We start from the raw sequence: 23,768 nt of genomic DNA, 5'->3' as shown, positions 1-23,768 counted from the left end.
GACCTGGATTCGAACCAAGACAAACAGAACCAAAAACTGTTGTACTACCCTTATACTATCGGACAAACAATTCAAAAGTGATTGCTATCGTGATGATGTCGTTCACATTTGATGATGCAAATATACGGACTATTCTTATTTCTGCAAATAAAAATGAACTCAAAAGTGTATTAGGGCTGATTTTCAAAGAAATAATTTTTGTTTGCTCCTGAAAATTCAGTGTGCTAACCTTTTTTTTCGGTAAGGAGATCCCATCAACACGTTGTAAAGTGTACAAGTATACTTGGACGTGCTTTCTTTGTCGCCAATATTAGATCGCGTAATGAAATTTTTTCAATTAATATGTGTTAAAAAATCAGAATAAAGTTCATTTCTTATTAACTTATCCTTATTTTCGAGCCGTATTATAATACTTTTTACAGTTATCATTTTATGAACTATACTAAAATCAACAATCTTTTAGGATGGATATGTGCGCTAATAGCAACATTAGCGTATGTCATGACTGCCGAACGATCGACGAGCTGGTGGGACTGTGGCGAGTTTATCGCTTCAGCCTTTAAACTTCAAATTGTGCACCAGCCAGGAGCACCTTTATTCTTAATGATTCAAAATATATTCTCAAACCTTGCCGGTGGAGATGTTACACGAATTGCGTTCTGGATGAATGTAGGATCGGCGGTATGTAGTGGTCTGACCATTTTGTTTTTATTTTGGACAATTACAGCTTTAGCAAAGAAAATCGTTGTAAAGGGTGTTGATGGATCATATACATCAACCGATTTAATCAAAATATTCGGCTCGGGCGCTGTTGGTGCATTGGCTTATGCATTTACGGATACCTTTTGGTTCTCAGCGGTAGAGTCCGAAGTATATGCCATGTCTTCTTTATGTACGGCGGTTGTATTTTGGGGAATTCTAAAATGGGAAAACCACGCCGATGAAGCTGGTTCAGATCGTTGGTTGATCTTTATCGCTTACGTGATGGGGCTTTCTATAGGTGTTCACTTATTGAACCTTTTGGTGATCCCGGCAATAGCTTTGGTGATCTATTTTAAACGTTCGAAAACAGTCACGTCATCAGGAGCCATCAAAGCTTTCTTGATCGGTGTCGTTGTTTTGGCGCTCATTTTATGGGGTATCATTCAATACACCGTTAAAGCGGCAGCCTATTTTGACCTGTTCTTTGTGAATAGTCTGGGAATGGGCTTCGGTACTGGATTTAACTTATTCATGATTTTAGCGGTGGCTCTTTTCGTATATGGTATCTGGTATTCAATCAAAAAGGTCAAACCGATGCTAAATCTGATCTTGATCAGTGCAGCATTTATCATTTTTGGTTATAGCTCTTTTGCCATGATTATGGTACGTGCAAAAGCAAATCCGACGTTAAATAACAGTGATCCAGATAATGCATTTTCTTTTGTAAGCTATCTTGGTCGTGAGCAATATGCAAGTGAGCCTCTTTTAAACGGACCTACATTTGATGCGCAGGTAGTTGATGCCGAGCCGACGTATACGTACAGAAAAGACAAGGACAAGTATACAAAAGTGGAGAACGGCATGGATTATAAATACGATAAAACCATGTTTTTTCCGCGTGTCTACAGTTCACGAGATCAGGGACATATTGAATATTATCGTGATTACTTAAAAATCCCGGAAGGACAGTCGCCGACTTTTGGCGATAACCTGAAATTCTTTTTCAGTTATCAGATTGGACACATGTACGGACGTTATTTCTTATGGAATTTTGCAGGCCGTCAGAATGACCAACAAGGTCAAGGATCATTCACAGAAGGTAATTGGATTTCAGGTGCTAAACCTGTAGACCAAATGCATGTCGGTGGACAAAATGCCATTCCAGATTCATTGAAGACTGATCCTTCGAATAACAAATATTATTTCTTGCCTTTGATCATCGGTCTAATCGGTGCCTTTTGGCATTTTGGAAAGAGACAACGTGATGCGGGAATTGTGGGGCTGTTGTTTTTCTTTACAGGATTAGCAATTGTTTTATATTTAAATCAAAGTCCGCTTCAACCGCGGGAACGTGACTATGCGTATGCAGGTTCTTTTTATGCCTTTGCCATCTGGATCGGGCTTGGGGTTTTCGCTATCGCGGATTATTTAAGCAAAAAAGTGGATGGTAAAGTAGCGGCCGGTGCTGCTACAGTTGCTTGTTTATTGGGTGCTCCGGTATTGCTGGGCTTCCAAAACTGGGATGATCACGATCGTTCGGAGAAAACAACTGCACGTGATTTAGCGAAAAACTATTTAGCATCTTGTGCACCGAATGCGATTTTATTTACTTACGGCGATAATGATACCTATCCTTTGTGGTATGTACAGGAAGTTGAAAATTATCGTCCAGATGTACGCGTGGTGAACTTAAGTTTATTGAGTTCGGACTGGTATATGCGCCAGATGAAGCAAAAAGTGAATCAGGCCGAAGGTTTACCGATCAATATCGATGACGAAAAATTCAAAAAAGGCGTTCGCGAAGTGCTTTATTATCAGGATATGAAGGTTCCCGGACATGTGGATCTGGATTTGATCATGCAGATTTTATTGTCTGACGACCAGAAGAACAAATTGGAATTGAGAGGTGGTAAGTTTGAAAACTTCTTGCCAACCAAAAACTTTAGCCTTCCGGTGAATAAAGAATCTGTTCTGAAAAATAATGTCGTTCCTAAAGCTTGGCAAGAATCTATTGTCGATACCATGAGCTGGACCTACAATAGAAATTATATCTCTAGGGCAGAATTATCAATCTTAAACGTATTGTTGAATAACGATTGGAAACGTCCAATTTATTTTGCGGCAACAGTTCCAAATGATAACTACCTTGGTTTAGATAAATATCTGGTCCAAGAGGGCTTTGCACTGCGTTTAATGCCGATTGCAACTCCTTCCGGGGCGGAAGGTACATTGGTTGATACACAGTCTGCTTATAAAGACATTACAACGAAATACCAATGGGGTAATATGGCACATGCTTCGTACCTGGATCCTGAATCTTACCGCATGATTACCATGATTACAAATACCGTAATGGGTGGTACAGCGACACAGTTGATGATGGAAGGTCATAAGGACGAGGCGCGCAAAGTCGCTGTTGAAACGTACGAGAAAATGCCAAAACGTGTTTATTTAATGCGCGATATTTTAGGCTATATTCCAATTGTCAATGTGCTGTATGAAACTGGTGAAACGAAGCGTGCGAATGAGATCGTAAACCGCAATTTGAAGTTTATGACCCAAAATATGCGTTGGTACCAAGATATTGCTCAAACGAAACCTGAGCTTGAATATTCCAATATTGGAACGGCTTTACGTGCTTTGGGAGCCTATAAGAGTATTTTAGCCTCTACTTCGGAAAAACAATTGCTACAGCAAGTGACCGATTTAGAAAAATCGTATAAACAACAGTATGGTGTTGAGTAACAATTAGAGACATCATCTTACCCAAAGGAGCTGCCCTTTACTACAGGCATTCGAAAAGGAGAAATACTTTTTGATGCGATGTAGGAAAGGGCAGCTTTTTTTTGATTATTTTTTCTTAGCTTAACGCCATATAAAACCAAGCTTAAGTTATGATGAAACGTCAATTAAAATTGTGGGATGCAGTAATGCTGGTCATGGGGTCAATGATCGGAAGCGGTATTTTTATTGTATCGAGTGATATGATGCGGCAGCTGGGATCCGGATATTGGTTGGCGATAGTTTGGTTATTGACCGCATTGGCCACTGTTGCGGCGGCAATCTGCTATGGCGAATTGTCGTCGATGTATCCGAAGGCTGGTGGACAATATACTTATCTGACAGAAATATTTGGGAAGCCAATCGGCTTTTTATATGGCTGGAGCTTATTTACAGTTATTCAAACGGGGACTATAGCAGCTGTAGCTGTTGCCTTTGGTAAGTTTACGGCCTATCTCATTCCTCAGCTAAATGATGCAGCACCGTTATTTCAGCGTGGAGAGTTTAAGATTACCTGGATACAGATTGTTGCTATGGGTGTTATTATTCTCCTTACTTATATCAATACAAGAGGGATCAAGAGTGGAAAAGCTGTTCAATCTTTCTTTACCTCAGCAAAAATTATTGCCTTGATTTTACTGATTTTAGGTGGTCTGTTTTTGATTAAAGAAAATCATTTTTCAGAAAATATGGCTTATGGCTGGGACTCTTTTCAAAATTTGAAAGGTACAGGCTGGTCGCAGATCTCGGGCGGCGTACTGATGGGTGCATTAGCTGCTGCCATGGTAGGTTCTGTATTTAGCAGTGTAGCCTGGGAAAATGTAACGTTTGTTTCCGGGGAAATTGTCAATCCACAGCGTAATGTCGTTCGGGCATTGGTTATCGGGACGAGCCTGGTGATGTTGCTCTATATAAGTTGTAATTACATTTACCTGGCGGCATTAAATCGAGAGGAAATTGCTTTTGCAGCCAATGATCGGGTAGCTATTGCAGCCGCTGAAAAAATATTGGGACATAGTGGCACGGTAGCGATGGCAATTTTGGTCATGATCTCGACCTTTGGTTGTGTGAACGGACTTGCGCTTTCAGGAGCGCGTGTTTTTCAGACCATGGCAAAAGATGGACTGTTTCTGAAACAGGCGATTCCCAATAACAAATATGATGTGCCAGCACGATCATTATGGCTTCAGGGGATCTGGGCTTCATTACTTTGTCTAAGCGGACAATATGGCAACTTGCTGGATATGATATCTTTTGTTATTGTTATATTTTATATGATTACAGTGTTGGGTGTTATTATTCAACGTGTCCGGAGACCTGATTTGGAACGTTCCTATAAGACATTTCTATTTCCTGTCACTCCGATCTTGTACCTGCTGATCGGTACTGTATTTTGTGTATTATTAATTATCTATAAGCCACAATATACCTGGCCCGGCTTTATCCTTGTATTAATCGGTGTACCGGTATATTTTTTCGCACGCAATAATAAACCTACCCAGCTCGACGAATAATCTCCCAGTATAACTTAAGATGCTATGGAATTTGCTGTAAACGGTTGAAAAAGTGTGTTGTATGGGATTGCAAAACCTGTTAATATACTCGGATAATAGCTTTATAAATTTCCTTGAAAGTACGCTACACTTTGTTTAAAACGCTTTTTGTTATTGTGCAAGTTGGATGCAAATATTGAAATTAATTGCCGTTCATGGCTTCGTTTTTGTTAAAAAAAGTGTAGCTTTGCTCAAACATTCCCATAATGAAACAGTCGATTTTATTAGACGGACCAAAATTTCAAATCACAATTCAAAGACTATGTCGTCAATTGATTGAGAATCACGGTGATTTTTCAAATGCTGTCGTCATAGGTATTCAACCCCGAGGAACTTTCTTAGCGAGACGTATCGTCAAAGAGCTTGAACAAATGATCGGAAAAGAGATTTTAGTTGGCGATTTGGATATTACCTTTTATCGTGATGACTTCCGTACGAAAGGGAATACTGGTCCAATCTTAGCAAATAGCACAAATATCAATTTTATTGTAGAAGGTAAAGAGGTCATCTTTATAGATGATGTCTTATGGACGGGACGTACTATTCGTGCGGCAATGGATGCTGTACAGGCATTTGGCCGTGCAAGAAGAATAGAATTGCTTGTTTTGGTCGATCGCCGCTTCTCTAGACAGATTCCTATTCAGCCTGATTATATCGGAATACAGGTAGATTCTATTGATTCACAAAAGGTAATTGTTAACTGGAAAGAGTCAGAGGATCAGGATAGTATTATCTTGATTACGGAAAAGAAAACGTCAGCTAGCGATTCATAGCGGTGTCCTAACGATATAGCTGAAGGTTATTGGTGACCTTTGGAAATAGGCACTTTCAATAAAAAATGATTAGTAAATATTTGAATATACTATAAAATGTCATCTGTAGCAGAACAATTAAGTACCCGCCATTTATTGGGGATCAAAGATCTAAATGAGAACGATATCCAATTGATCCTGGATACAGCAAGTAATTTCAAAGAGGTATTAAATAGGCCAATTAAAAAGGTTCCGTCATTACGGGATATTACGATTGCCAACGTGTTTTTTGAAAATTCTACACGTACACGCTTGTCTTTTGAACTAGCTGAAAAGAGGCTTTCTGCGGATATCGTGAATTTTGCAGCATCCTCCTCTTCCGTAAGTAAGGGGGAGACACTCATCGATACGGTGAACAATATTCTGGCCATGAAGGTTGATATGATTGTAATGCGACATCCCTATGCCGGGGCTGGGGTATTTCTAAGTAAACATGTTGATGCACAGATTGTCAATGCAGGTGACGGAGCACATGAACACCCTACACAAGCTTTGCTTGATTCATTTTCAATTCGTGAACGCTATGGCGATGTAGCTGGTCGTAAAGTAGCTATTGTTGGGGATATCACACACTCACGTGTTGCCTTGTCGAATATCTTATGTCTTCAAAAGCAAGGTGCTGAAGTGATGGTTTGTGGTCCGACCACATTAATTCCTAAACATATTACCTCATTGGGTGTAAAGGTAGAGCATGATTTGAGAAAAGCGCTGAACTGGTGCGATGTTGCAAATATGTTACGGATTCAATTGGAGCGTCAGGATATTGCCTATTTCCCTTCCTTAAGAGAATATTCCATGCTATATGGATTGAATAAAGAGATTTTGGATTCTTTAGAGAAGCCAATTACAATTATGCACCCCGGACCAATCAATCGAGGGGTCGAAATCACATCGGATGTCGCGGACAGCGAACATTCAATTATTTTGGATCAGGTTGAAAATGGTGTTGCTGTGCGCATGGCTGTCTTGTATCTACTAGCAGGGCAACGCGGATAGTTGAAATTGGTTTCGCCCTGCGTTAATGCACGTGTGAGACTAAATAACACTGTTTTCTAATGCAACAATAGTATGCCTGACTTTATTTTTTGTCGGGCATATTTTTTGTGCAAAATTTCCGTTATAATACAGGATTATTCACAGATGTTAATAACTTTTGTGTAAAATAGCTCAATTAAAGTATAATTTAGTAAAATGAATAAAACTATCTCCCTAAGAAGTGGAGATTTGAATTGATTTTCAATAAATTTGGGGCTATCTTAAAGCCTTTCATGGCTGAGAAGCTTTTGATAAATTCGCCCGTAAAAGCAAATTTATCTCGGGTTGGAGGGAGATTCATTTACATTTGCAGATAAATAACATATTAAGGTTTCACATATTATGTATAAGAAGATTTACCAGGTGGGAGTTGCATTAACCGTTATGGCGACGCCAGCATTAGCGCAACAGACAGAATGGCAACAAATCAACAAGGCGTACAAAACAGGAATGGAATTGTATGAACGCGGAAAATTTAGTTCTGCTTCAGCCCAATTTGACCGTGTTGAAGCTTTGCGGACAAAATCCAACTTGCAATTGGACGAAACAGAGGAACTTTCTTTGTTGAAAGAGAATGTACGGTATTATCAAGCAGTTTGCGCACTGGAATTGGGCGAATCCGATGCCGAAAACCGTTTTCTGAAATACATTAAAGATTTCCCTGTCAGTGCAAATGCTAAAGCAGCTTATTTTCAAATCGGTAAATCCTATTATGCTAAAAAAGATTATGTTAAGGCCTTAGAGTGGTTTAATAAGATCGATAGCAAAAATTTAGCAGGTAAAGAAAATGTAGAATATCGCTTTAAATATGGATACGCTTCCTTTATGACTAAAGACTATAAAACGGCGAAACCATTATTTGAAGGATTGAAAGATCAAAAAACTGAATTTCAGGAAGCTTCCATCTATTATTACGCGTATCTTTCTTACTTAGACGCCGAGTATAAAACGGCGTTGAATGAATTTGAGCGTTTGAATGGATCCAAACAATTCGAAAATAGTTACCCCTATTATATCACTGCTTTGTATTTCTTGGATAAACGCTACGACGATGTATTGGATTATGCATTGCCAATTTTGTCGCGGACAAAACAAGAAAATGAAACAGAGATGTTCCGTATTATAGCGGCAACATACTTTATCAAAGGTGATTTAAAAACATCAAAAGAGTATTACGATAAATTCCAGGCACAAGATCAAGGTAAGACGCAGAATAATCAGGATAGCTACCAAATCGGTTACATCGCTTACAAATTGAAGGATTACGATAAAGCGATCACGGAATTGGAAAAAATGACCGAGCCTGACGCTTATTATCAGTCTGCGATGATTACCCTAGGTGATGCTTTCTTGAAGAAAGGCAATAAGCAATCTGCGCGTAATGCATTTTTCCGGGCTTCGAAATTGGATTTTGATCCGGCAATGCAAGAAGAGGGCTTATTCAACTATGCTAAGCTTTCGTATGAGTTGGAATTCCACCAAGTGGCTTTGGCTTCTACACAAGAATACTTGAAAACGTATCCAAAATCGAAACGTTTGGAGGAAGCGAAAACTTTACTTGCTGAAGTATTGTTGAGTACAAAAAACTACCGCGAAGCAGTTGATATTTTGGAATCTATCCCTAAACGTGGAAAAGAAGCAAACGCAGCTTATCAAAAGGTAACCTACTACAGAGGTTTGGAATATTATAACGAGCGTGCTTTTGAAAATGCAATTTCCCTATTCATGCGCTCCGAAGAGTTCCGTTATGACGAGGAAATTTACGCTTTAGCCACCTATTGGAAAGCGGAAGCCATGTACGAAGTTCGTAAATATGGTGAAGCGGTTACAAATTTCAATAAATTCTTACGCTTGCCGGGAGCTAGCAAAACGGATGTGTATGGCTATGCCAATTATGCGTTAGCCTATGCGGCTTTCCGTAATGGTAACTACAGCACGGCGGCAAATTACTTCGAGCGTTTCTTAGCGTCTGGTGGTTCGAAAGGAATTGAAATGAATACACGTAATGATGCAATTGCACGCTTAGGTGATTCTTATTTCTCTTCGAAAAACTACGGTAGAGCATTAACAGAATACAATAAGTTAATCTCTTCTAAAGCTCCTAGTCAGGATTACGCTTTATTCCAACGTGGTATTATTCAAGGATTACAAGGGGATAACAATGGTAAAATTTCAACATTGAATGCTGTTATTGCGCAATTCCCGAGTTCGAATTATGCCGACGATATTGCTTTTGAGATTCCTTATACACGTTTCTTGATGGGAGAAAGTGATCAGGCAATTGCAGGCCTTCAAACAATGGTTGAAAAATATCCGCGCAGTAGTTATGTACCACGTGCTTTGGTGACGATTGGTCTGGTTCAATATAATCAAGATAACAATGATGCTGCATTGGCAACTTTCCAACGTGTAGTTGACCAATATGCATCAACAGATGAAGCAAGACAGGCCATGCGTTCCATTGAGAACATCTATTTGGACAAAGGCGATGCAACAGGATATATCAAATATGCAACGGGAACAAATTTAGGTGACGTTTCGAAATCTGAACAAGATTCACGCTCATTCTCGACTGCGACGACTTTATTCTCCAGAGGTAATTATCAAGGGGCGGTGGAAGCTGTAAATGCATATTTCGACAAATTCCCGAAACCAAATCAAGAGAAATATGCACGTTTTGTTCGTGCTGAAAGTAACGCAGCTCTGGGTAATACAGAAGATGCATTACATGATTACAATATTATCCTGAATGACTGGACGTCTCCTTATACAGAACGCACATTGATTTCGGTTTCCAATTTATATTTGAAACAAAAGAAATATAACGAAGCGACCCAGTTGTTGAAAAAACTGGAGCTTACTTCTGAGTATAAGGCTAACTATGGTTTCGCTATAAATAACCTCATGGTCTCTTATTTTCAGATTGGGGATTATAAAGAAGCCTTAAATTATACCAATGCTGTCAAGAATTACGAGAAGTCTTCGGAAGAGGAGATCGCAAATGCTTTCTTGTATGCCGGCAAATGTTATGTGAAGCAGAATAAGAAAACTGAAGCCATGAAAGAATTCAGTTTAGCAGCATTGAAGAGCCGTACCGTCTTCGGTGCAGAAGCAAAATACAATGTTGCAGTTCTGCAATTGGAAAATAAACAATACGATGCTTGTATTAAGACAGCTATGGATCTATCTGATAATTTCTCTTCGTACGAATATTGGGTAGCGAAAAGTTTTATCACTATGGCAGATGCTTATGCAGGTAAGGGGGATACTTTCCAAGCAAAAGCTACACTTGAATCGATTGTGGATAACTATGATGCGAAAGATGATATTTTGCCAGCAGCAAAAGAACGTCTAAATAAATTGAACAACAAAAAGAAATAGGATACAATGAAGAAGTTGCAAAATAGAAACGTGAAGAAATATACTTTAGCAGCGCTTTTGATGGGCGTGGGATTGAATTCTTTTGCACAGGAAACAGGCAAGAAGAATGATCCTGAAAAACCGGTCACTATCGATTCTTTTGATGTTGTTCGTGATTATAAACCAATTCTTGCGGATGCTGTAAAAATCCGCCGCAGTCCGGATATGACCAACAAACGGGAATACCAACCCAAATTGTCCTACAACAATATTTTGGACAAGAAATTGGATATCAATACGGGTTTGAAACAATTGAATGTACAGGAGATTCCTTTTGCGCAACCTTTTGAGCATAGTAGCAACTATGTCAAATTTGGTATCGGTAACTATAACAGTATATTGGGAGAGGCTTATTTAGCTTCTGAGCAGTTTGAAAACACACGGTTTGGCTTATTTGCAAAACATTTGAGCCAAAAGGGTAATATTGACGGACAGAAGTTCAGCACACAGGATGTCGGTATCTTTGGTCGCCGTGTATTGGATGCGGTAACCGTTAAAGGTACCATCGGATACAATCGTTATGGAACAAATTTCTACGGTCAGACTTTTGACCAATCGGGAACAACTTTGTTGAATACGACTCCGGATAAACAGACTTTTACAGATATCTATTTGAATGGAGAGCTGTCAAGTAATGTGGATCCAAAAAATGAGCAGGCATTAAGCTATTCCGCAAAAGTTGATGGCTATTTGTTTAAAGATGCCTACAAAGCCAAAGAAAATTCCATCGCATTATCCGGTTATCTGAACAAACGTTTAAGTGCATTCAATGTTGGTGCAAATTTAAGCGTGACAATGAATAACGTGAAAGATAGTGCCGAGGTAAAAAATCACTTAGCAGTTATCAATCCATATATTCGTTTTAAGGGCGACAACTATAACGTAACCTTGGGGGCGAATTTAACTTCTGAATTTGGCGATAGCTCAAGATTCAATATTTTCCCATCGGTCGAGGCTGATTTTGCTTTGGCACCTGAATACATCTCTTTGTTTGCCGGAATTAACGGTGGCGTAAAACAAGCTTCTTTCCGTAGTTTCGCTAAAGAGAATCCGTATTTGGCTCCTAACGCTAAAATGATCAACTCGATTGAGAAAATGAATGTTTATGCGGGTTTGAAAGGAAATGCTGGTGCAACATTTGGGTATAAAGTGAAGGTCTTCTACAAGCAGATAGAGGGACTGCCTTTATTTAAAAATAGTGCATTTGGCGATAGTCAAAATGGTTATGTTCCTTGGGCTTTTGATGTTGTTTATGATGGCGTGATCAATAAGGCTAAACATATGGGATTGGAAGGGGAAATCAATGTACGTCTTTCACAACTGGTTAACCTGGGCGGAAAAGTGTATATAGACGATTATAAATTGAGTGATGAGGAAGAAGCATGGGGATTGCCAAAATTCCGCATGCAGGCTAATGCTCGCTTCAATATTTCCGATAAATTTTTCGTAGATGCTGAACTTTCTACACAAGGCAATACCTATGCATATATTTATGATTATAACACAGATGGCAGTCGTATTGCCAACAGTGGGCATAAGGCAACAATAGGTTCATTTGCTGATCTTAATGCAGGCGCAGAATACCGAATCAAAAAACAATTTGGTATTTTCGTCAAAGCAAATAACATTTTTGGAAAAGAATACGAACGTTATATGTATTACCCAAGATTGGGCTTTAATGTAATTGGTGGTCTTAATTATTCGTTTTAACGAATTAAGATTATAAATTTGCATCTTAAACATAGTGCGCGATGAATCTAGGCAAAAACATCAATAGTTTATTAAAACGTTATGCGGAAGTATACGTGCCCGGAATAGGTGTGTTCAAACGAATTCACTCTCCGGCTCAGTTCGATAAACAAAATAATGTGTTTTTGCCACCAATTTCTTATGTTGAACTGGACTACTCTGCTCAACATGGATTTAATATTGTTCACTACATCCAGCAACAGGAAAACTTGGGCCTAAATCAGGCGCAACAGATCTTGTCGGAAACTGTTGAGAACCTGCGGGCTGATTTGGGGCAATTTGGACAGGTCAAATTGGATGATCTTGGCTTATTGATTAGTTATGGCGCAAGTTTAGTCTTCAAACCCTTGGATCTATCTGGATTCGATTTCCAGCCCGTTACAAATCTTGTTGCACCAGAGATTGAAACAGTCGTTTCTTCTTTGGAAGAAGCGAAAGAAGAAGAACTTACGAACTTAGCTGTTGAAGATGCCTCTGTTATTGAAGAAGATCCTGTAGTGGAAGTTGATCATAACATAGAGCCTGTCGGGGAGTCTATTTCGGATACGGCAGATGATCAAGACGAAACGATCGAGGTTGAAGAGGAAACTGAAACAGCACACGAGCCGGCCGTTGTAAAGGATCCTGTATTGAATGAGACTGTACAGGAAACTGAATTGGCAAATGATCTTAATGATGATGAAACCGAAGAATCTCCATTAACAAAAGAGGAAACGGAGGAGCTTGAACCTGTGGAGGCAGCTTTGATAGCTGGTAGTAATCAATCGGTTACTCCAGAGGAAGAAATCGCTTCAAAAAAAGAAATCGGTGCTATTGCGTCGGCTAACGCCAATTCGGCATATGCACCAAATATCTATGAGGAAGAGCCGCGTAATTCAAATGCGATCTGGTATTGGATGACTGGAATTATTGTGCTGGCAATGGTTGCTGTTGCGGTCGTTTACACCAATCCTGCATTAAAGGATTCGTTATTCGGGTCGACCAAACCTGTCGTAAAGACGGCAGATACCCTTGTTCAACAAAAGCCGATCATGCCTGCTGATACCTTGTCCAATACGCAAGCCGATAGTTTAAAGCAAGTCGATTCATTGGCTAAGCGTAATGTAGCCGATTCTGTTAAAAAGACAGCAGCTGTACCAGCGACCAATGCTGCAGCAAAACCTCCGGTTCTGGAAGCAAATCCTGTGATTAAAGAGTCCATTCCTGTAGCGCAGCCCAAATATCAATTGGTAATAGGTTCTGCAAAGACAATGGCACAAGCCGAGCAGGAAGCTAAGCGTCTTCGCGAAATGGGCTACAAAACGGCACGCGCAGTAGAGGGAAAATTTAAAAGAAATAGAAAGAAAATTATCTTAAATACCTACATGACAAAATCCGAGGCAGACCTCGCTAAGAAATCTGTTGAGAAAAAGATTGAAGGTGCATGGGTAGAAACATTATAGAAACTATATAAAACTATTAATAATTATGTCATTAGTACAAGATACAGCACGGGCTGCTGTGGATTCGTTTAATCAAGCTGCACAACAACCATTACCTGCTGCTGCGCCTACAGAAAACATGAGTTTGATCGATATGATGATCAAAGGGGGATGGATTATGGTTCCAATCTTACTGTTGTTCTTTATTGGATTGGTTATCTTTTTTGAGCGTTATTTGACGATTCGTCGTGCTGCAAAATATGATAACAGCTTAATGTCGCAAGTAAAGGCAAATGTGTTGTCGGGGAACTTGGATTCAGCGTTAGCTGTAGTTCGTTCAAGTAACTCAGCTTTGGGACGCATGTTGCAAAAAGGCTTATTGCGTGTCGGCAGACCGATCAAAGATATTGAAGGAGCGATCGAAAACGTGGGTAAATTGGAAGTTGCCAAGTTAGAAAAGAACATCAATATTTTGGGTATTATTGCTGGTATTGCCCCTATGCTTGGTTTCGTAGGTACGATCTTTGGAGTAATTAAGATTTTCCACGACGTGGAATTAGCAGGTGGTATTGATATTGCTTCTGTATCTGGGGGACTATATGTAAAAATGGTATCGTCTGCATCAGGTCTTGCGGTGGGTATCTTAGCTTATTTAGGCTACCATATCCTGAATATGATGGTGGAACGATTGATTTTACGGATGGAAACGGATGCAGTAGAATTTATTGATTTATTGGATGAACCCGGAAGATAATGAACTTACGAAGTAGAAAAAATAAACCATCTGCGGAAGTACATACTTCAGCGCTGAATGATATCATGTTTTTCCTGATGTTATTCTTCCTGTTGGCTTCTGCAGTTTCTAATCCGCAAGTGGTGAAGCTATTGTTGCCAAAGTCAAGTGCGGGAGAACAATCTGTTGCTAAAAAGACCGTCACGGTATCGATTACAAAAGATTTGGGCTATTTTATTGATAAAACACCCGTTCCAATTGAAGGATTGGAGGCTGCAATTCAATCCCAAATGGCTGCAGGCGAGGAAGTGACAATTATGCTCTATGTCGATAATACGGTTCCCATTCAAAATGTTATTTCTGTTATGGATGTAGCTAATCGATTGAAGATTAAAGTGGTATTGGCAACAGAACCCAAAAAAGATAAGTAAGAATAATTAAACTTTTTGAGAGTTTATTGTTCATATGTTAATATAGGAGATTAATGCGATGAGATATCATCTTCAACATGAAGAAAATAATTTCCCCAAAGCGCTGGGGATATCGACTCTAGTCATGGCATCGTTGCTCTTGATTGGTTTTTTTGTTGTTTTTAAGGCACAGGCTCCGGATGAATATGGAATGGGGGGAATGATCGTTAATTATGGGACATCACCCGAAGGTATGGGGGATGACTATATGAGCGTTGAGGAACCTTCTGTAGATCCCAATGCGAATAATGAGCGCCCAGACCGTATCGATCCTGTCGAAACACCTACCCCAACTCCAACGCAGCAAGTTGCGGAGAAGACAGTCGCTACGCAAGATCTGGAAGATGCTCCTGCGGTAACAAAAACCGAAAAAAAGGTAGTATCAAAGGCGCCTGAAACCACCAAAGAAGTGAAGGAAGTGGCTCCGCAGGCAAACGCTAAAGCACTTTTTAAAGGGAATAAAAATAATGGTAAAGGAGCTGGTGATGGTACAGGAACAACACCTGGAAATCAGGGTTCCAAACTAGGTGATCCTTTAGCAAGTAATTATGGCGAAGGAGGATCTGGAAACGGTAACATGATGTTGTCTATTGAAAACCGAAGCTTTACGCAACGGCCAAGTATCGACGACAATGGACAGCAAGCAGGAAAGGTCGCTGTGGAGTTTAGAGTCAATAAGCAAGGGGTTATCACCTATGCGCGTGCTGGTGTAAAAGGAACGACGATCACCGATCCATCGTTATTGGAGAAATGTGAGCGTGCGGTACGTGGCGCTAGGCTAAACCAATTGCCGAATGCTCCCGACTCACAGACGGGACGGATTGTGTTCAATTTTAGATTAAGATAAAAATCATTCACATGAATGCTTATAATGAGGCAATTGAGTATCTGTATACTCGATTGCCTATGTTTACAAGGGATGGCGCCTCTGCCTTCAAAAAAGACCTTGACAATACCATCAAACTTTGCGCAGCGTTGGACGACCCACAGCGAAAATTCAAAACGTTACATATTGCTGGCACAAACGGAAAGGGATCTACCTCCCATATGTTGGCCGCTATTTTGGCCGAAGCAGGCTATAAGACCGGTCTCTATACTTCACCACATTTACTGGATTTCAGAGAACGTATTCGTGTCAATGGAAAGTTATGTGAGCAAGAATTTGTTGTCGATTTTGTCAATACCCATCGCGAGCTTATAGAAGAAGTCAGTCCATCCTTTTTCGAAATTACTGTAGCCATGGCTTTTGATTATTTCGAGAAGAAAAAGGTTGATATCGCTGTCATTGAAGTCGGCCTTGGCGGGCGTTTGGATAGCACCAATATTATTCAGCCTTTGCTGTCCGTAATTACCAATATCGGTTTTGATCACATGAATCTTCTCGGTAATACACTGGCAGAAATTGCTGCGGAGAAGGCGGGAATTATCAAAAGAGATACACCTGTCGTTATTTCGGAATATGCCGAAGAAACGGCTGCTGTGTTTGTGGATAAAGCAGCGATGGAGCATGCGCCGATACAATTCGCTTCTGACAAGTATGAGACCAAGATGCTGGCAGTCGACCAAGATTATTTAACAGTGCAGGCTATTGATCCTAACGGTCATCAAGCAACATATCAGCTCGATCTTAAAGGCTCTTATCAGGTGAAAAATCTTGCCGGCGTGTTATTAGCTGTGGATGAGTTACGTCAACTGGGCTTTGAGATCAGTGATCAACATATTCATCGCGCGCTGAAAAACGTGCAAACAAGTACAGGAATTCAAGGGCGGTGGCAACAATTGTCTAAGGATCCATTTATCATCTGCGATACAGGGCATAACGAGGACGGAATTCATGAAGTGCTCAAAAATTTGGCGACAACGGTTTATGATAAATTGCACTTTGTGATAGGGGCAATGCGTGATAAGGATTTATCCCATATGTTGCCTTATCTGCCGAAGGATGCAATCTATTATTTCTCCGCTCCGGATATGCCGCGTGCAATGCCAGCGGATGTGTTGCGAAAAGAAGCTTTGGAATTTGGTCTAGTTGGACTCGATTATCCATCCGTGGAAGCCGCGTTTGATGCAGCAAAAGAGGCGTATCAGCAAGGTAACCTAATTTTTGTTGGCGGAAGCAATTTTGTTGTTGCGGAAGTGCTGGCTAGTTTGACGCACGAATAGGAATATCACCTTTTCTCGCAAATAAATCTGCGGGAGGAATTCATAGAAATTGATCATAAAAAGGGAGCTGCATGACGCGCAGCTCCCTTTTTATACTTTTGTACCGTTGGTCATTAGTCATTGATTGTCAATTCACCACGAATATCCTTTTCAATCCAATAGGCGACTTCTTTTTGATCTTCTAACTCACCTTGAAGATACATCAATTTAGTTACTGCCGCTTCAAATGTAAGGTCGTAGCCATTGAGCACGCCGATAGATTTAAGTCCTTGTGAAGTCTCATAACGACCTAATTCAACAGACCCTACTTTACATTGTGAAATGTTGAGGATATTTTTACCTTGTTCAATGGCTTCCTTCAATAGATCCAGAAACCAGGTGTCGGTGGTTGTATTGCCCGATCCAAATGTTTCCATAACAATGGAGCGGACATCGGAATCCAGGACTGCTTTGATAGTTTGCGCAGAGATTCCCGGAAATAATTTTAATACAGCTACCCTGTTGTCCAGTTTGGTATGTAGGATAAATTCTTTATCAATATTATTTAATAAAGCATCTGTATTGTATTTGAGGTGAATACCAGCTTCGACCAATACAGGATAGTTTGGCGATCTAAAGGCCTCAAATTTGGCCGAATTATATTTAAATGAGCGATTGCCGCGGAATAATTTATTGTCGAAAAGAATACATACCTCTTGGATAATGGAGATGCCATCCTGCTTCGCCGAAGCGATTTCCAACGCTGTCATCATATTCTCCCTGGCGTCCGTTCGGATCTCACCGATAGGTAGCTGAGAGCCGGATAAAATGACCGGTTTTTGGAGTCCTTCCAACATAAAGCTCAGTACGGAGGCCGTAAAAGCCATTGTATCGGAACCGTGTAGAATAACAAAACCGTCGTAATTCGCATAGTTATCCTTAATAATTTGTGCCATTTCAATCCATATTTCAGGCTTCATGTTGGATGAATCGATAATAGGTTCGAAAGAGTGCACGGTCAGCTTATAGTCTAAGCGACTTAAATCAGGGAGATTACGTTTGATCAATTCAAAGTCGAAAGGAACGAATGTTCCTGTTTCATCTTTAACCATTCCAATGGTCCCACCTGTGTAGATAATAAAGATATTATGCATTGAGTTTTGAAATTATATACCAAATATACGTTTTGAATTTTCTGTTGTGATTTCGGCGACCTTCTCGACGGAAATCTGATGCAGATCAGCTACTTTTTGAGCGACGTAAACCAAATAGCTGCTCTCATTTTCTTTACCGCGGAAAGGGACAGGTGCCAGATAGGGTGCATCGGTCTCAAGAACGATATGCTTCAAGTCGATTTCTTTAACGACTTGATCTAAGCCCGCTTTTTTAAAGGTAACGACCCCGCCAATACCAAGGGCGAACCCTAAATCGATCGCCTGATGGGCCTGCTCCAGGCTGCCCGTAAAGCAGTGCAGAACGCCAAACAGTCTGTCGTCGTGGAGTTCTTCCAATAATTCGAACAATTCAGTAAAGGCTTCCCGACAATGGATATCGATTGGTAAATTTAATTCTTTAGCCCATTGAACCTGAGTTCGAAAGGCATCCTTTTGAATTTCAAGCGTGCTTTTATCCCAATAAAGATCCAGCCCAATCTCACCTATGGCATGGACTTTGTTTGTTTCCAAGCTCTTTCGGATGGTTTCTAACTCTTCCACATAGTTTTTCTTTACGTCGCAGGGATGTAATCCAAGCATGGGAAAACAATGTTCTGGATAAGCTGCTACGGTATCAAATACAGGTTTTATGGAAGCGCTATTCACATTCGGCAAAAAAAGGCGTTGTATGCCATTATCAAAGCAACGTTGTAGATGTTCTTGCAGTTTTTCGGTTCCTGCATGGTAATAAATGTGTGTATGTGTATCTGTAAGCAACATAGTTTTCTGCGTGGAAGCAGTGGGTTAGGGTAAAAACTTGTTTTTATTATTATCGAATAAAGTGGTAGACTTAATTACCAAAATTTCAATTCGATCTCCAAAGATAACTTATTAATTAGCAAAAATGAAAATTAATACAGGATTCCTTCGATTGAGATGAATTCCTTTTTCGTATCTTGGAAAACGCCATTAGGAGGAGGACCGCCCCTTCATGCCATGAGGACAGTAGTAACGATTATTATTGCCCCTTGGAAAGATAGGTCGTAATAAAAAGAGTCAGAAGTCAAACATACCGTAAGATTTACTGTTAAACAGATAAAAGAGGCGGTTGTTGTCCTATTTTTATAAGAATAAATGAATCATATGATGAATAAGAGGTTATGCCTGGGTTTGTTGACTTTGGCGTCGGTTATGTTTATAAACAAACTACATGCGCAATCATTGATTGACCCATCGGTAAAAGACATTATTCAAAAAGCCTTTCAGACAAATAAAGAATTGAAATTGAAGGCTTACGAAGTCGATAAAGCACGTCTGGAAGCTGATGGTGTTAAAGCAAATCGGTTGCCGCACGTCTCCGCACTCGGGCTATACGGTTATGTACATAGCAATGGGAGTATTGATATTCCTACAGTTAATATTCCTTTGTTGAACCTAGGCCTGTTTGAAGGAGCAACAGGATTTAGTATGCATGGGCAAGCTGCTTATGCGGGAGTGTCTGTAAAGCAGATTATCTTTTCCGGATTACAGATTCCGAATGGAATAAAAGCATTGCAGGAGAAAGCTGCGGCACAACAATATTTAGAATCGGCCAGTCGAGAGACACTCTCTAAGGATATTATAGCATCATTTGATCAATTAATGTTGTTGGATGAGGTGGATAAATTAATTGTAGATTCTGAAAAGCGATTAAAAAAAGAGCAGGAAAAGGTGAATAAAGCGATTCAAAATGGACTTGCAATACCTTATGATCGAGATAAATTGAAATTGGCATTACTGGAATTGGAAGAGAAAAAGGTAGAACTTTCTGGCAATCGGGATTTGTTGTGCCAAAAGATCGAACAAGAAACTGGCGTGTCTTTTCAGGAGGTTGGTGGAATTCATTATGGACTTAAACCTATATTTTTGTCAGAGCTACCACGTGATGTCGAACAAAGATCCGAATTGAAAGCGCTAGATGCTTCTTCAAAAGCGTATGAATATCTGTATAAAAAAGAAAAGGGGGGAGCTCTTCCTGCTGTCTTTGCCTTTGGATCTGCAAACTATCTGAATGTTTTCAATTCTAAACTCACGGTGAAAGACCAACCCCTGTTTGGTACAGTCAATTTGCCACTTAATTCCATCAAGGGAAGTCCCAATGTCATGGTCGGCGTAGGGGTTAAATGGGATCTCTATACCGGCGGGGAACATCACAATAAGATTAAGCAAGTCAAACTCGATCAACATATCAATACGACCAAGCGGGAAGATACGCAGGAAAAGTTAAATCTATTATTGAGCAAGAATACAGTCACCTATACGACTGGCAACCAAAAGTTGAAAGTGGGAGAACAGCAGTTGAAAGTTGCCGAAAATAACCTTTCTATGGCTGTTAAACAGTATCAAGCCGGCTTAATAGATGTTACGGAGTTGTTGGCTGCTGAAAACGATTGGTACAAAGTTAATTTGGGTTATTTTAACAATGTATTGCAGCAACGTACTGCTGCGGTCGAATTACTACATACATCAGGAAAATTATTACAAACTATACATGAGTAACATGAAGAATTTATATGGGATATTATCGCTGTTTATTTTTGTTTCTTGTACAAATCAAGTGAAGGAGAAGCCTATTGAAGGTAAGGTGGAGCGTGAGCAAGTGACGGTTGTGACAAAGGTCCCGGGAAAAATTGCGAAGCTTCTGGTTGAAGAAGGGGACTTTGTGCATGCGGGTGATACCTTGGCTATTTTGAGTATTCCCGAAGTGGATGCTAAAGAAGAACAGGCAAAAGGGGCACTACAGTCTGCTGATGCACAATATAACATGGCAGTCCGGGGCGCTACGAAAGGACAACTCGTGCAATTGCAAGCGAAGGTAGATGGACTTAAGGAACAATATGAATTTGCGAAAAAATCTATAGGTCGGTTGGATGCCCTTCTGCAGGACAGTCTTATTCCACAACAAAAGTACGACGAGACCTACGCCAAATATCAGGGAGCCAAAAATCAATATCTTGCAGCACAGGCTGAATTAGCTGAAGCAAGGGGTGGGGCTAGACAGGAAAAGCAGATTATGGCCTTGGGGCAAAAAGAACGTGCACTTGGAGCGATCTCTGAAGTCAATGTTGCTGCGCAGGAGAAATATGTCATTGCTCCACAGGACATGAGTGTGGAGACGATTAATCTGAAAGTCGGTGAATTGGCGATGGCTGGTTATCCCATTATAAATGGTTTCCTCGATCGATCGACCTATTTTAGATTCACATTGCCCGAAAATAAAATGGGGAAACTTCAAAAAGGAGAGGTCGTGGAGGTAGAAATTCCTTATTTGAATCACAAAAAGGTTAAAGCGAAGGTCATTAGTATTAAAGCCTTAAATTCGTATGCAAGCATCGCCTCAGCTTATCCTGATTTCGATCCGCAACAGGCTGTATTTGAATTGAAGGTTATCCCTGAAGATGCTGCCGGTAGCAAAGATTTGTTAACAAAAACGCTTGTGGTTCTCCATGCGAATTAAAGAGCTTGACTGTGAAAAAAATTTTAGAATTGATCCAACGAGAGTTTAAGCTCTTCTTCAATAATAAAGTGCTATTGATGCTTTTTCTGGGGGCACCTGTATTGTACGGTGTTTTGGTGGGGCACGTCTATCAACAAGGTAAGGTAACGCAGATGCCGATCATTGTGGTTGATGAGGATAATAGCCCCTTAAGCAGTTCATTTATTGATATGCTTTCCGATAATGAGAGTATTGACGTTGCCCGTGTATTACCGTCCTTATTTGATTCAAAAGATATTGCCATGCAATATGAGGCAACAACGATTGTGCATATTCCTAAGGGTTTTGCATCTGGAGTACAACAGGGACGTTTGCCCGAAATGACTGTTTTCGTAGATGGTGCCAATACGTTGACCTCCAATACAGCCATGATGGCTGTTAATGTTTGTGCCTCGACGTTGAAAGCGGGCATACAGATTCAGGCTCAAATGAAACGTGGTGTTCCCGCAATGATTGCTGCACAGCAGTACGAACCTTTTAAGACAACTTTTGTTAAGCAAAATATCCGAAGTGGAAATTACCTGTATTTTATGCTGCCGGGAGTGCTTATTACCGTGCTGCAGCAGGTCTTGCTCTTAGGCTTGGCTTTGTCTTTTTCCTCCGAATTTGAAGGTAATACATTTCCAGAGCTTGTACGTAAAATCGGTAATCCAATTGGGCTTATTCTTGTTAAGATATTACCTTATGTTTTGATGTCTATTGGTATTCTGGTTTTATATTGGGGTTTTGGTCAGTATTACCGTATGCCTTTACAGGCCGAGTTTGGGCGCTTTGTCCTGTGTACTTTCGTCTTTCTGCTCGCCGTATGTTTTATCGGTGTACTCGTCAGCATTGTCCTACCTTCGCAATTGAAATCGACAGAAGTCCTTATGGTAATTGCAACGCCAGCATTTATCTTGAGTGGCTTTACCTGGCCGTCGAGTCTAATGCCAGGATGGGTACAGGCAATAGCAAATGTAATCCCATCAACCCATTATCTACGAATTTTTAGGTTAATGTTTATTCAGCATGCTGAAAATTACCATACCGATAAGGCCCTGATCGCGTTAACCATCATTATGATCATCAGTTTTATATTGGCCGTAGTAATACTGTGGCTAAAAATACGGAAGATCAAAAAAGAAGATAAGAAGGTTAACGCATAACCAATAAAAACAGGAATAACAAAAAAGCGGTTTCATTTTGGTGAAACCGCTTTTTTGTTAACTGAAATTTACAGTCAAATTATTTTTTTGCTGCTGGAGCTTTCGTTGCAGGAGCTGTTGCCGCTGGAGCAGTAGTTCCAGTAGGCGCTACCATGCCTGGAGTTGTTGCTGTAGGAGCAGGAACTTTTCCAGGTTTAATATCCAATACTTCTACTTCAAATACTAAAGGAGCATATGGAGGGATAACACCTGAAGGGCGATCGCCATAAGCCAAAGATGAAGGAATGACTAAAGTTGCTTTTGTACCTTTGTTAAACAATTGGAAAGCTTCAGTCCATCCTGGGATCACACCATCAACACCTAATTGGAACTTTAATGCCTCATAAGGACGTTGAGGGTTGAAAACTTTCTCTTTTTTAGCTACATCTGGAAGATTTGTATCAAATACTTTTCCTGTAGTTAATGAACCTACATAGTTCACATGAATAGAATCACCTACTTTTGCATTTGTTCCTGTTCCAGGTTTCGTGATTACGTATTGAAGACCTGAAGCTGTTTTTGTTGTTTTCAAGTTTTTATCCTTGATATATTTTTCAAGTTTAGCTGGTTCAGCAGCTTTGTGTTTGTTCAATTCTTCTTCAAAATATTTCTGAACTTGTTCGCCCAATTGTTGGTCTGTCAATTTTCCTTTTTTGAAGTGTTTTTTGACTTTGATCGAATAAACAATGAATTTATCTGCAAACTCTGGTTTTGGTTGGTGTGTTTTAGCAGCCATAGAATCCAAGTTGATTTTGAATACCAAGCTATCGCCTTCACCTACGTATTTGAATAAACCAGTAGGGTCACCTGGATTTTTTGCGATGATACTATCTGGATATAATTGAACGATTTGAGGGACTCCCATGTCATATGTACTTTGCATTGTAGAATCTCTGTCCGTTTTCACAACCATGTCAAGTGCTAATAAATCGCCTGATACTGCTTTTTCTTTTGCATTATCATCTACGATTTTATACTCAAGACCACCTTCAGCCTTTTTGAATTTTTGGCATGACGTCATCAAAAGACCGGCAGCCGCGAAAAATAGAATTGCTTTCTTCATTTTCTAATGTATGT

General features: G+C 40.1%; 17 protein-coding genes. 14 read left to right on the top strand and 3 right to left on the bottom strand.

Features of this window, described 5'->3' with window-relative positions:
• Window positions 1-432 precede the first annotated feature (432 nt).
• The 11 genes from B3600_RS07700 to B3600_RS07650 all read left to right on the top strand — a co-directional run bounded on the left by B3600_RS07700 (window position 433) and on the right by B3600_RS07650 (window position 16,839).
• A complete protein-coding gene (locus tag B3600_RS07700; protein WP_286752604.1) occupies window positions 433-3,447 on the top strand; it encodes a DUF2723 domain-containing protein in 3,015 nt (1,004 codons plus the stop codon).
• Between the two features lie 149 nt (window positions 3,448-3,596).
• Window positions 3,597-4,997 (top strand): APC family permease, encoded by a 1,401-nt coding sequence (locus B3600_RS07695; RefSeq protein ID WP_286752603.1) that lies wholly within the window; start codon window positions 3,597-3,599, stop codon window positions 4,995-4,997.
• A 245-nt stretch (window positions 4,998-5,242) separates the two neighbouring features.
• Window positions 5,243-5,809: a bifunctional pyr operon transcriptional regulator/uracil phosphoribosyltransferase PyrR gene (gene pyrR, locus B3600_RS07690; protein WP_115046618.1), complete on the top strand. Its 567-nt coding sequence runs from the start codon at window positions 5,243-5,245 to the stop codon at window positions 5,807-5,809.
• A 96-nt stretch (window positions 5,810-5,905) separates the two neighbouring features.
• A complete protein-coding gene (locus tag B3600_RS07685) occupies window positions 5,906-6,844 on the top strand; it encodes an aspartate carbamoyltransferase catalytic subunit (RefSeq protein WP_046672752.1) in 939 nt (312 codons plus the stop codon).
• A 381-nt stretch (window positions 6,845-7,225) separates the two neighbouring features.
• A complete protein-coding gene (locus B3600_RS07680; protein ID WP_115046620.1) occupies window positions 7,226-10,264 on the top strand; it encodes a tetratricopeptide repeat protein in 3,039 nt (1,012 codons plus the stop codon).
• Window positions 10,265-10,270: 6 nt separating this feature from the next.
• Entirely contained in the window at window positions 10,271-12,013 is a 1,743-nt protein-coding gene (locus B3600_RS07675) for a TonB-dependent receptor (RefSeq protein ID WP_286752602.1), read from the top strand.
• A gap of 41 nt (window positions 12,014-12,054) precedes the next feature.
• Window positions 12,055-13,494: an SPOR domain-containing protein gene (locus tag B3600_RS07670; RefSeq protein ID WP_286752601.1), complete on the top strand. Its 1,440-nt coding sequence runs from the start codon at window positions 12,055-12,057 to the stop codon at window positions 13,492-13,494.
• A 25-nt stretch (window positions 13,495-13,519) separates the two neighbouring features.
• Complete coding sequence (locus B3600_RS07665; RefSeq protein ID WP_046672749.1) at window positions 13,520-14,227, top strand: MotA/TolQ/ExbB proton channel family protein; 708 nt, start codon at window positions 13,520-13,522, stop codon at window positions 14,225-14,227.
• Entirely contained in the window at window positions 14,227-14,637 is a 411-nt protein-coding gene (locus B3600_RS07660; RefSeq protein WP_046672748.1) for an ExbD/TolR family protein, read from the top strand. The genes B3600_RS07665 and B3600_RS07660 overlap by 1 nt, the downstream gene beginning before the upstream one ends.
• A 58-nt stretch (window positions 14,638-14,695) precedes the next feature.
• Window positions 14,696-15,523, top strand: coding sequence for an energy transducer TonB (locus B3600_RS07655; RefSeq protein WP_286752600.1), 828 nt, complete (start codon window positions 14,696-14,698; stop codon window positions 15,521-15,523).
• A gap of 11 nt (window positions 15,524-15,534) precedes the next feature.
• Window positions 15,535-16,839 carry a bifunctional folylpolyglutamate synthase/dihydrofolate synthase gene (locus B3600_RS07650; protein WP_286709674.1) on the top strand — a complete coding sequence of 435 codons (1,305 nt, stop codon included), beginning with the start codon at window positions 15,535-15,537 and terminating at the stop codon, window positions 16,837-16,839.
• 113 nt (window positions 16,840-16,952) lie between these two features.
• Here the strand turns inward: B3600_RS07650 and B3600_RS07645 are convergent, their stop codons facing one another.
• Window positions 16,953-17,972, bottom strand: coding sequence for an asparaginase (locus tag B3600_RS07645; RefSeq protein ID WP_046672745.1), 1,020 nt, complete (start codon window positions 17,970-17,972; stop codon window positions 16,953-16,955).
• Between the two features lie 12 nt (window positions 17,973-17,984).
• A complete protein-coding gene (locus B3600_RS07640) occupies window positions 17,985-18,752 on the bottom strand; it encodes a TatD family hydrolase (protein ID WP_286752599.1) in 768 nt (255 codons plus the stop codon).
• Between the two features lie 363 nt (window positions 18,753-19,115).
• Here B3600_RS07640 and B3600_RS07635 point away from each other — a divergent pair, with 363 nt between their 5' ends.
• The 3 genes from B3600_RS07635 to B3600_RS07625 are packed head-to-tail and all read left to right on the top strand — an operon-like array spanning window position 19,116 to window position 22,652.
• Complete coding sequence (locus B3600_RS07635) at window positions 19,116-20,510, top strand: TolC family protein (RefSeq protein WP_231585215.1); 1,395 nt, start codon at window positions 19,116-19,118, stop codon at window positions 20,508-20,510.
• Between the two features lies 1 nt (window position 20,511).
• Window positions 20,512-21,468, top strand: a complete 957-nt coding sequence (locus B3600_RS07630; RefSeq protein WP_286752598.1) for an HlyD family secretion protein — start codon at window positions 20,512-20,514, stop codon at window positions 21,466-21,468.
• Between the two features lie 11 nt (window positions 21,469-21,479).
• Window positions 21,480-22,652 carry an ABC transporter permease gene (locus B3600_RS07625; RefSeq protein ID WP_286752597.1) on the top strand — a complete coding sequence of 391 codons (1,173 nt, stop codon included), beginning with the start codon at window positions 21,480-21,482 and terminating at the stop codon, window positions 22,650-22,652.
• A gap of 79 nt (window positions 22,653-22,731) precedes the next feature.
• On the opposite strand, the gene B3600_RS07620 is transcribed toward B3600_RS07625, so the two are convergent.
• Complete coding sequence (locus B3600_RS07620; RefSeq protein WP_046672741.1) at window positions 22,732-23,754, bottom strand: FKBP-type peptidyl-prolyl cis-trans isomerase; 1,023 nt, start codon at window positions 23,752-23,754, stop codon at window positions 22,732-22,734.
• Window positions 23,755-23,768: the final 14 nt, after the last annotated feature.

Source organism: Sphingobacterium sp. UBA2480, from assembly GCF_002341965.1.
Classification (GTDB): domain Bacteria; phylum Bacteroidota; class Bacteroidia; order Sphingobacteriales; family Sphingobacteriaceae; genus Sphingobacterium; species Sphingobacterium multivorum.
The sequence above is the reverse complement of the archived record's forward strand: the minus strand, read 5'-3'. Positions and strand labels throughout refer to the sequence as shown.

Coding starts and splice junctions, on each gene's coding strand:
- B3600_RS07700 (WP_286752604.1), top strand. CDS start 433: ATGAACTATACTAAAATCAACAATCTTTTAGGATGGATATGTGCGCTA.
- B3600_RS07695 (WP_286752603.1), top strand. CDS start 3,597: ATGATGAAACGTCAATTAAAATTGTGGGATGCAGTAATGCTGGTCATG.
- pyrR (WP_115046618.1), top strand. CDS start 5,243: ATGAAACAGTCGATTTTATTAGACGGACCAAAATTTCAAATCACAATT.
- B3600_RS07685 (WP_046672752.1), top strand. CDS start 5,906: ATGTCATCTGTAGCAGAACAATTAAGTACCCGCCATTTATTGGGGATC.
- B3600_RS07680 (WP_115046620.1), top strand. CDS start 7,226: ATGTATAAGAAGATTTACCAGGTGGGAGTTGCATTAACCGTTATGGCG.
- B3600_RS07675 (WP_286752602.1), top strand. CDS start 10,271: ATGAAGAAGTTGCAAAATAGAAACGTGAAGAAATATACTTTAGCAGCG.
- B3600_RS07670 (WP_286752601.1), top strand. CDS start 12,055: ATGAATCTAGGCAAAAACATCAATAGTTTATTAAAACGTTATGCGGAA.
- B3600_RS07665 (WP_046672749.1), top strand. CDS start 13,520: ATGTCATTAGTACAAGATACAGCACGGGCTGCTGTGGATTCGTTTAAT.
- B3600_RS07660 (WP_046672748.1), top strand. CDS start 14,227: ATGAACTTACGAAGTAGAAAAAATAAACCATCTGCGGAAGTACATACT.
- B3600_RS07655 (WP_286752600.1), top strand. CDS start 14,696: ATGAGATATCATCTTCAACATGAAGAAAATAATTTCCCCAAAGCGCTG.
- B3600_RS07650 (WP_286709674.1), top strand. CDS start 15,535: ATGAATGCTTATAATGAGGCAATTGAGTATCTGTATACTCGATTGCCT.
- B3600_RS07645 (WP_046672745.1), bottom strand. CDS start 17,972: ATGCATAATATCTTTATTATCTACACAGGTGGGACCATTGGAATGGTT.
- B3600_RS07640 (WP_286752599.1), bottom strand. CDS start 18,752: ATGTTGCTTACAGATACACATACACACATTTATTACCATGCAGGAACC.
- B3600_RS07635 (WP_231585215.1), top strand. CDS start 19,116: ATGATGAATAAGAGGTTATGCCTGGGTTTGTTGACTTTGGCGTCGGTT.
- B3600_RS07630 (WP_286752598.1), top strand. CDS start 20,512: ATGAAGAATTTATATGGGATATTATCGCTGTTTATTTTTGTTTCTTGT.
- B3600_RS07620 (WP_046672741.1), bottom strand. CDS start 23,754: ATGAAGAAAGCAATTCTATTTTTCGCGGCTGCCGGTCTTTTGATGACG.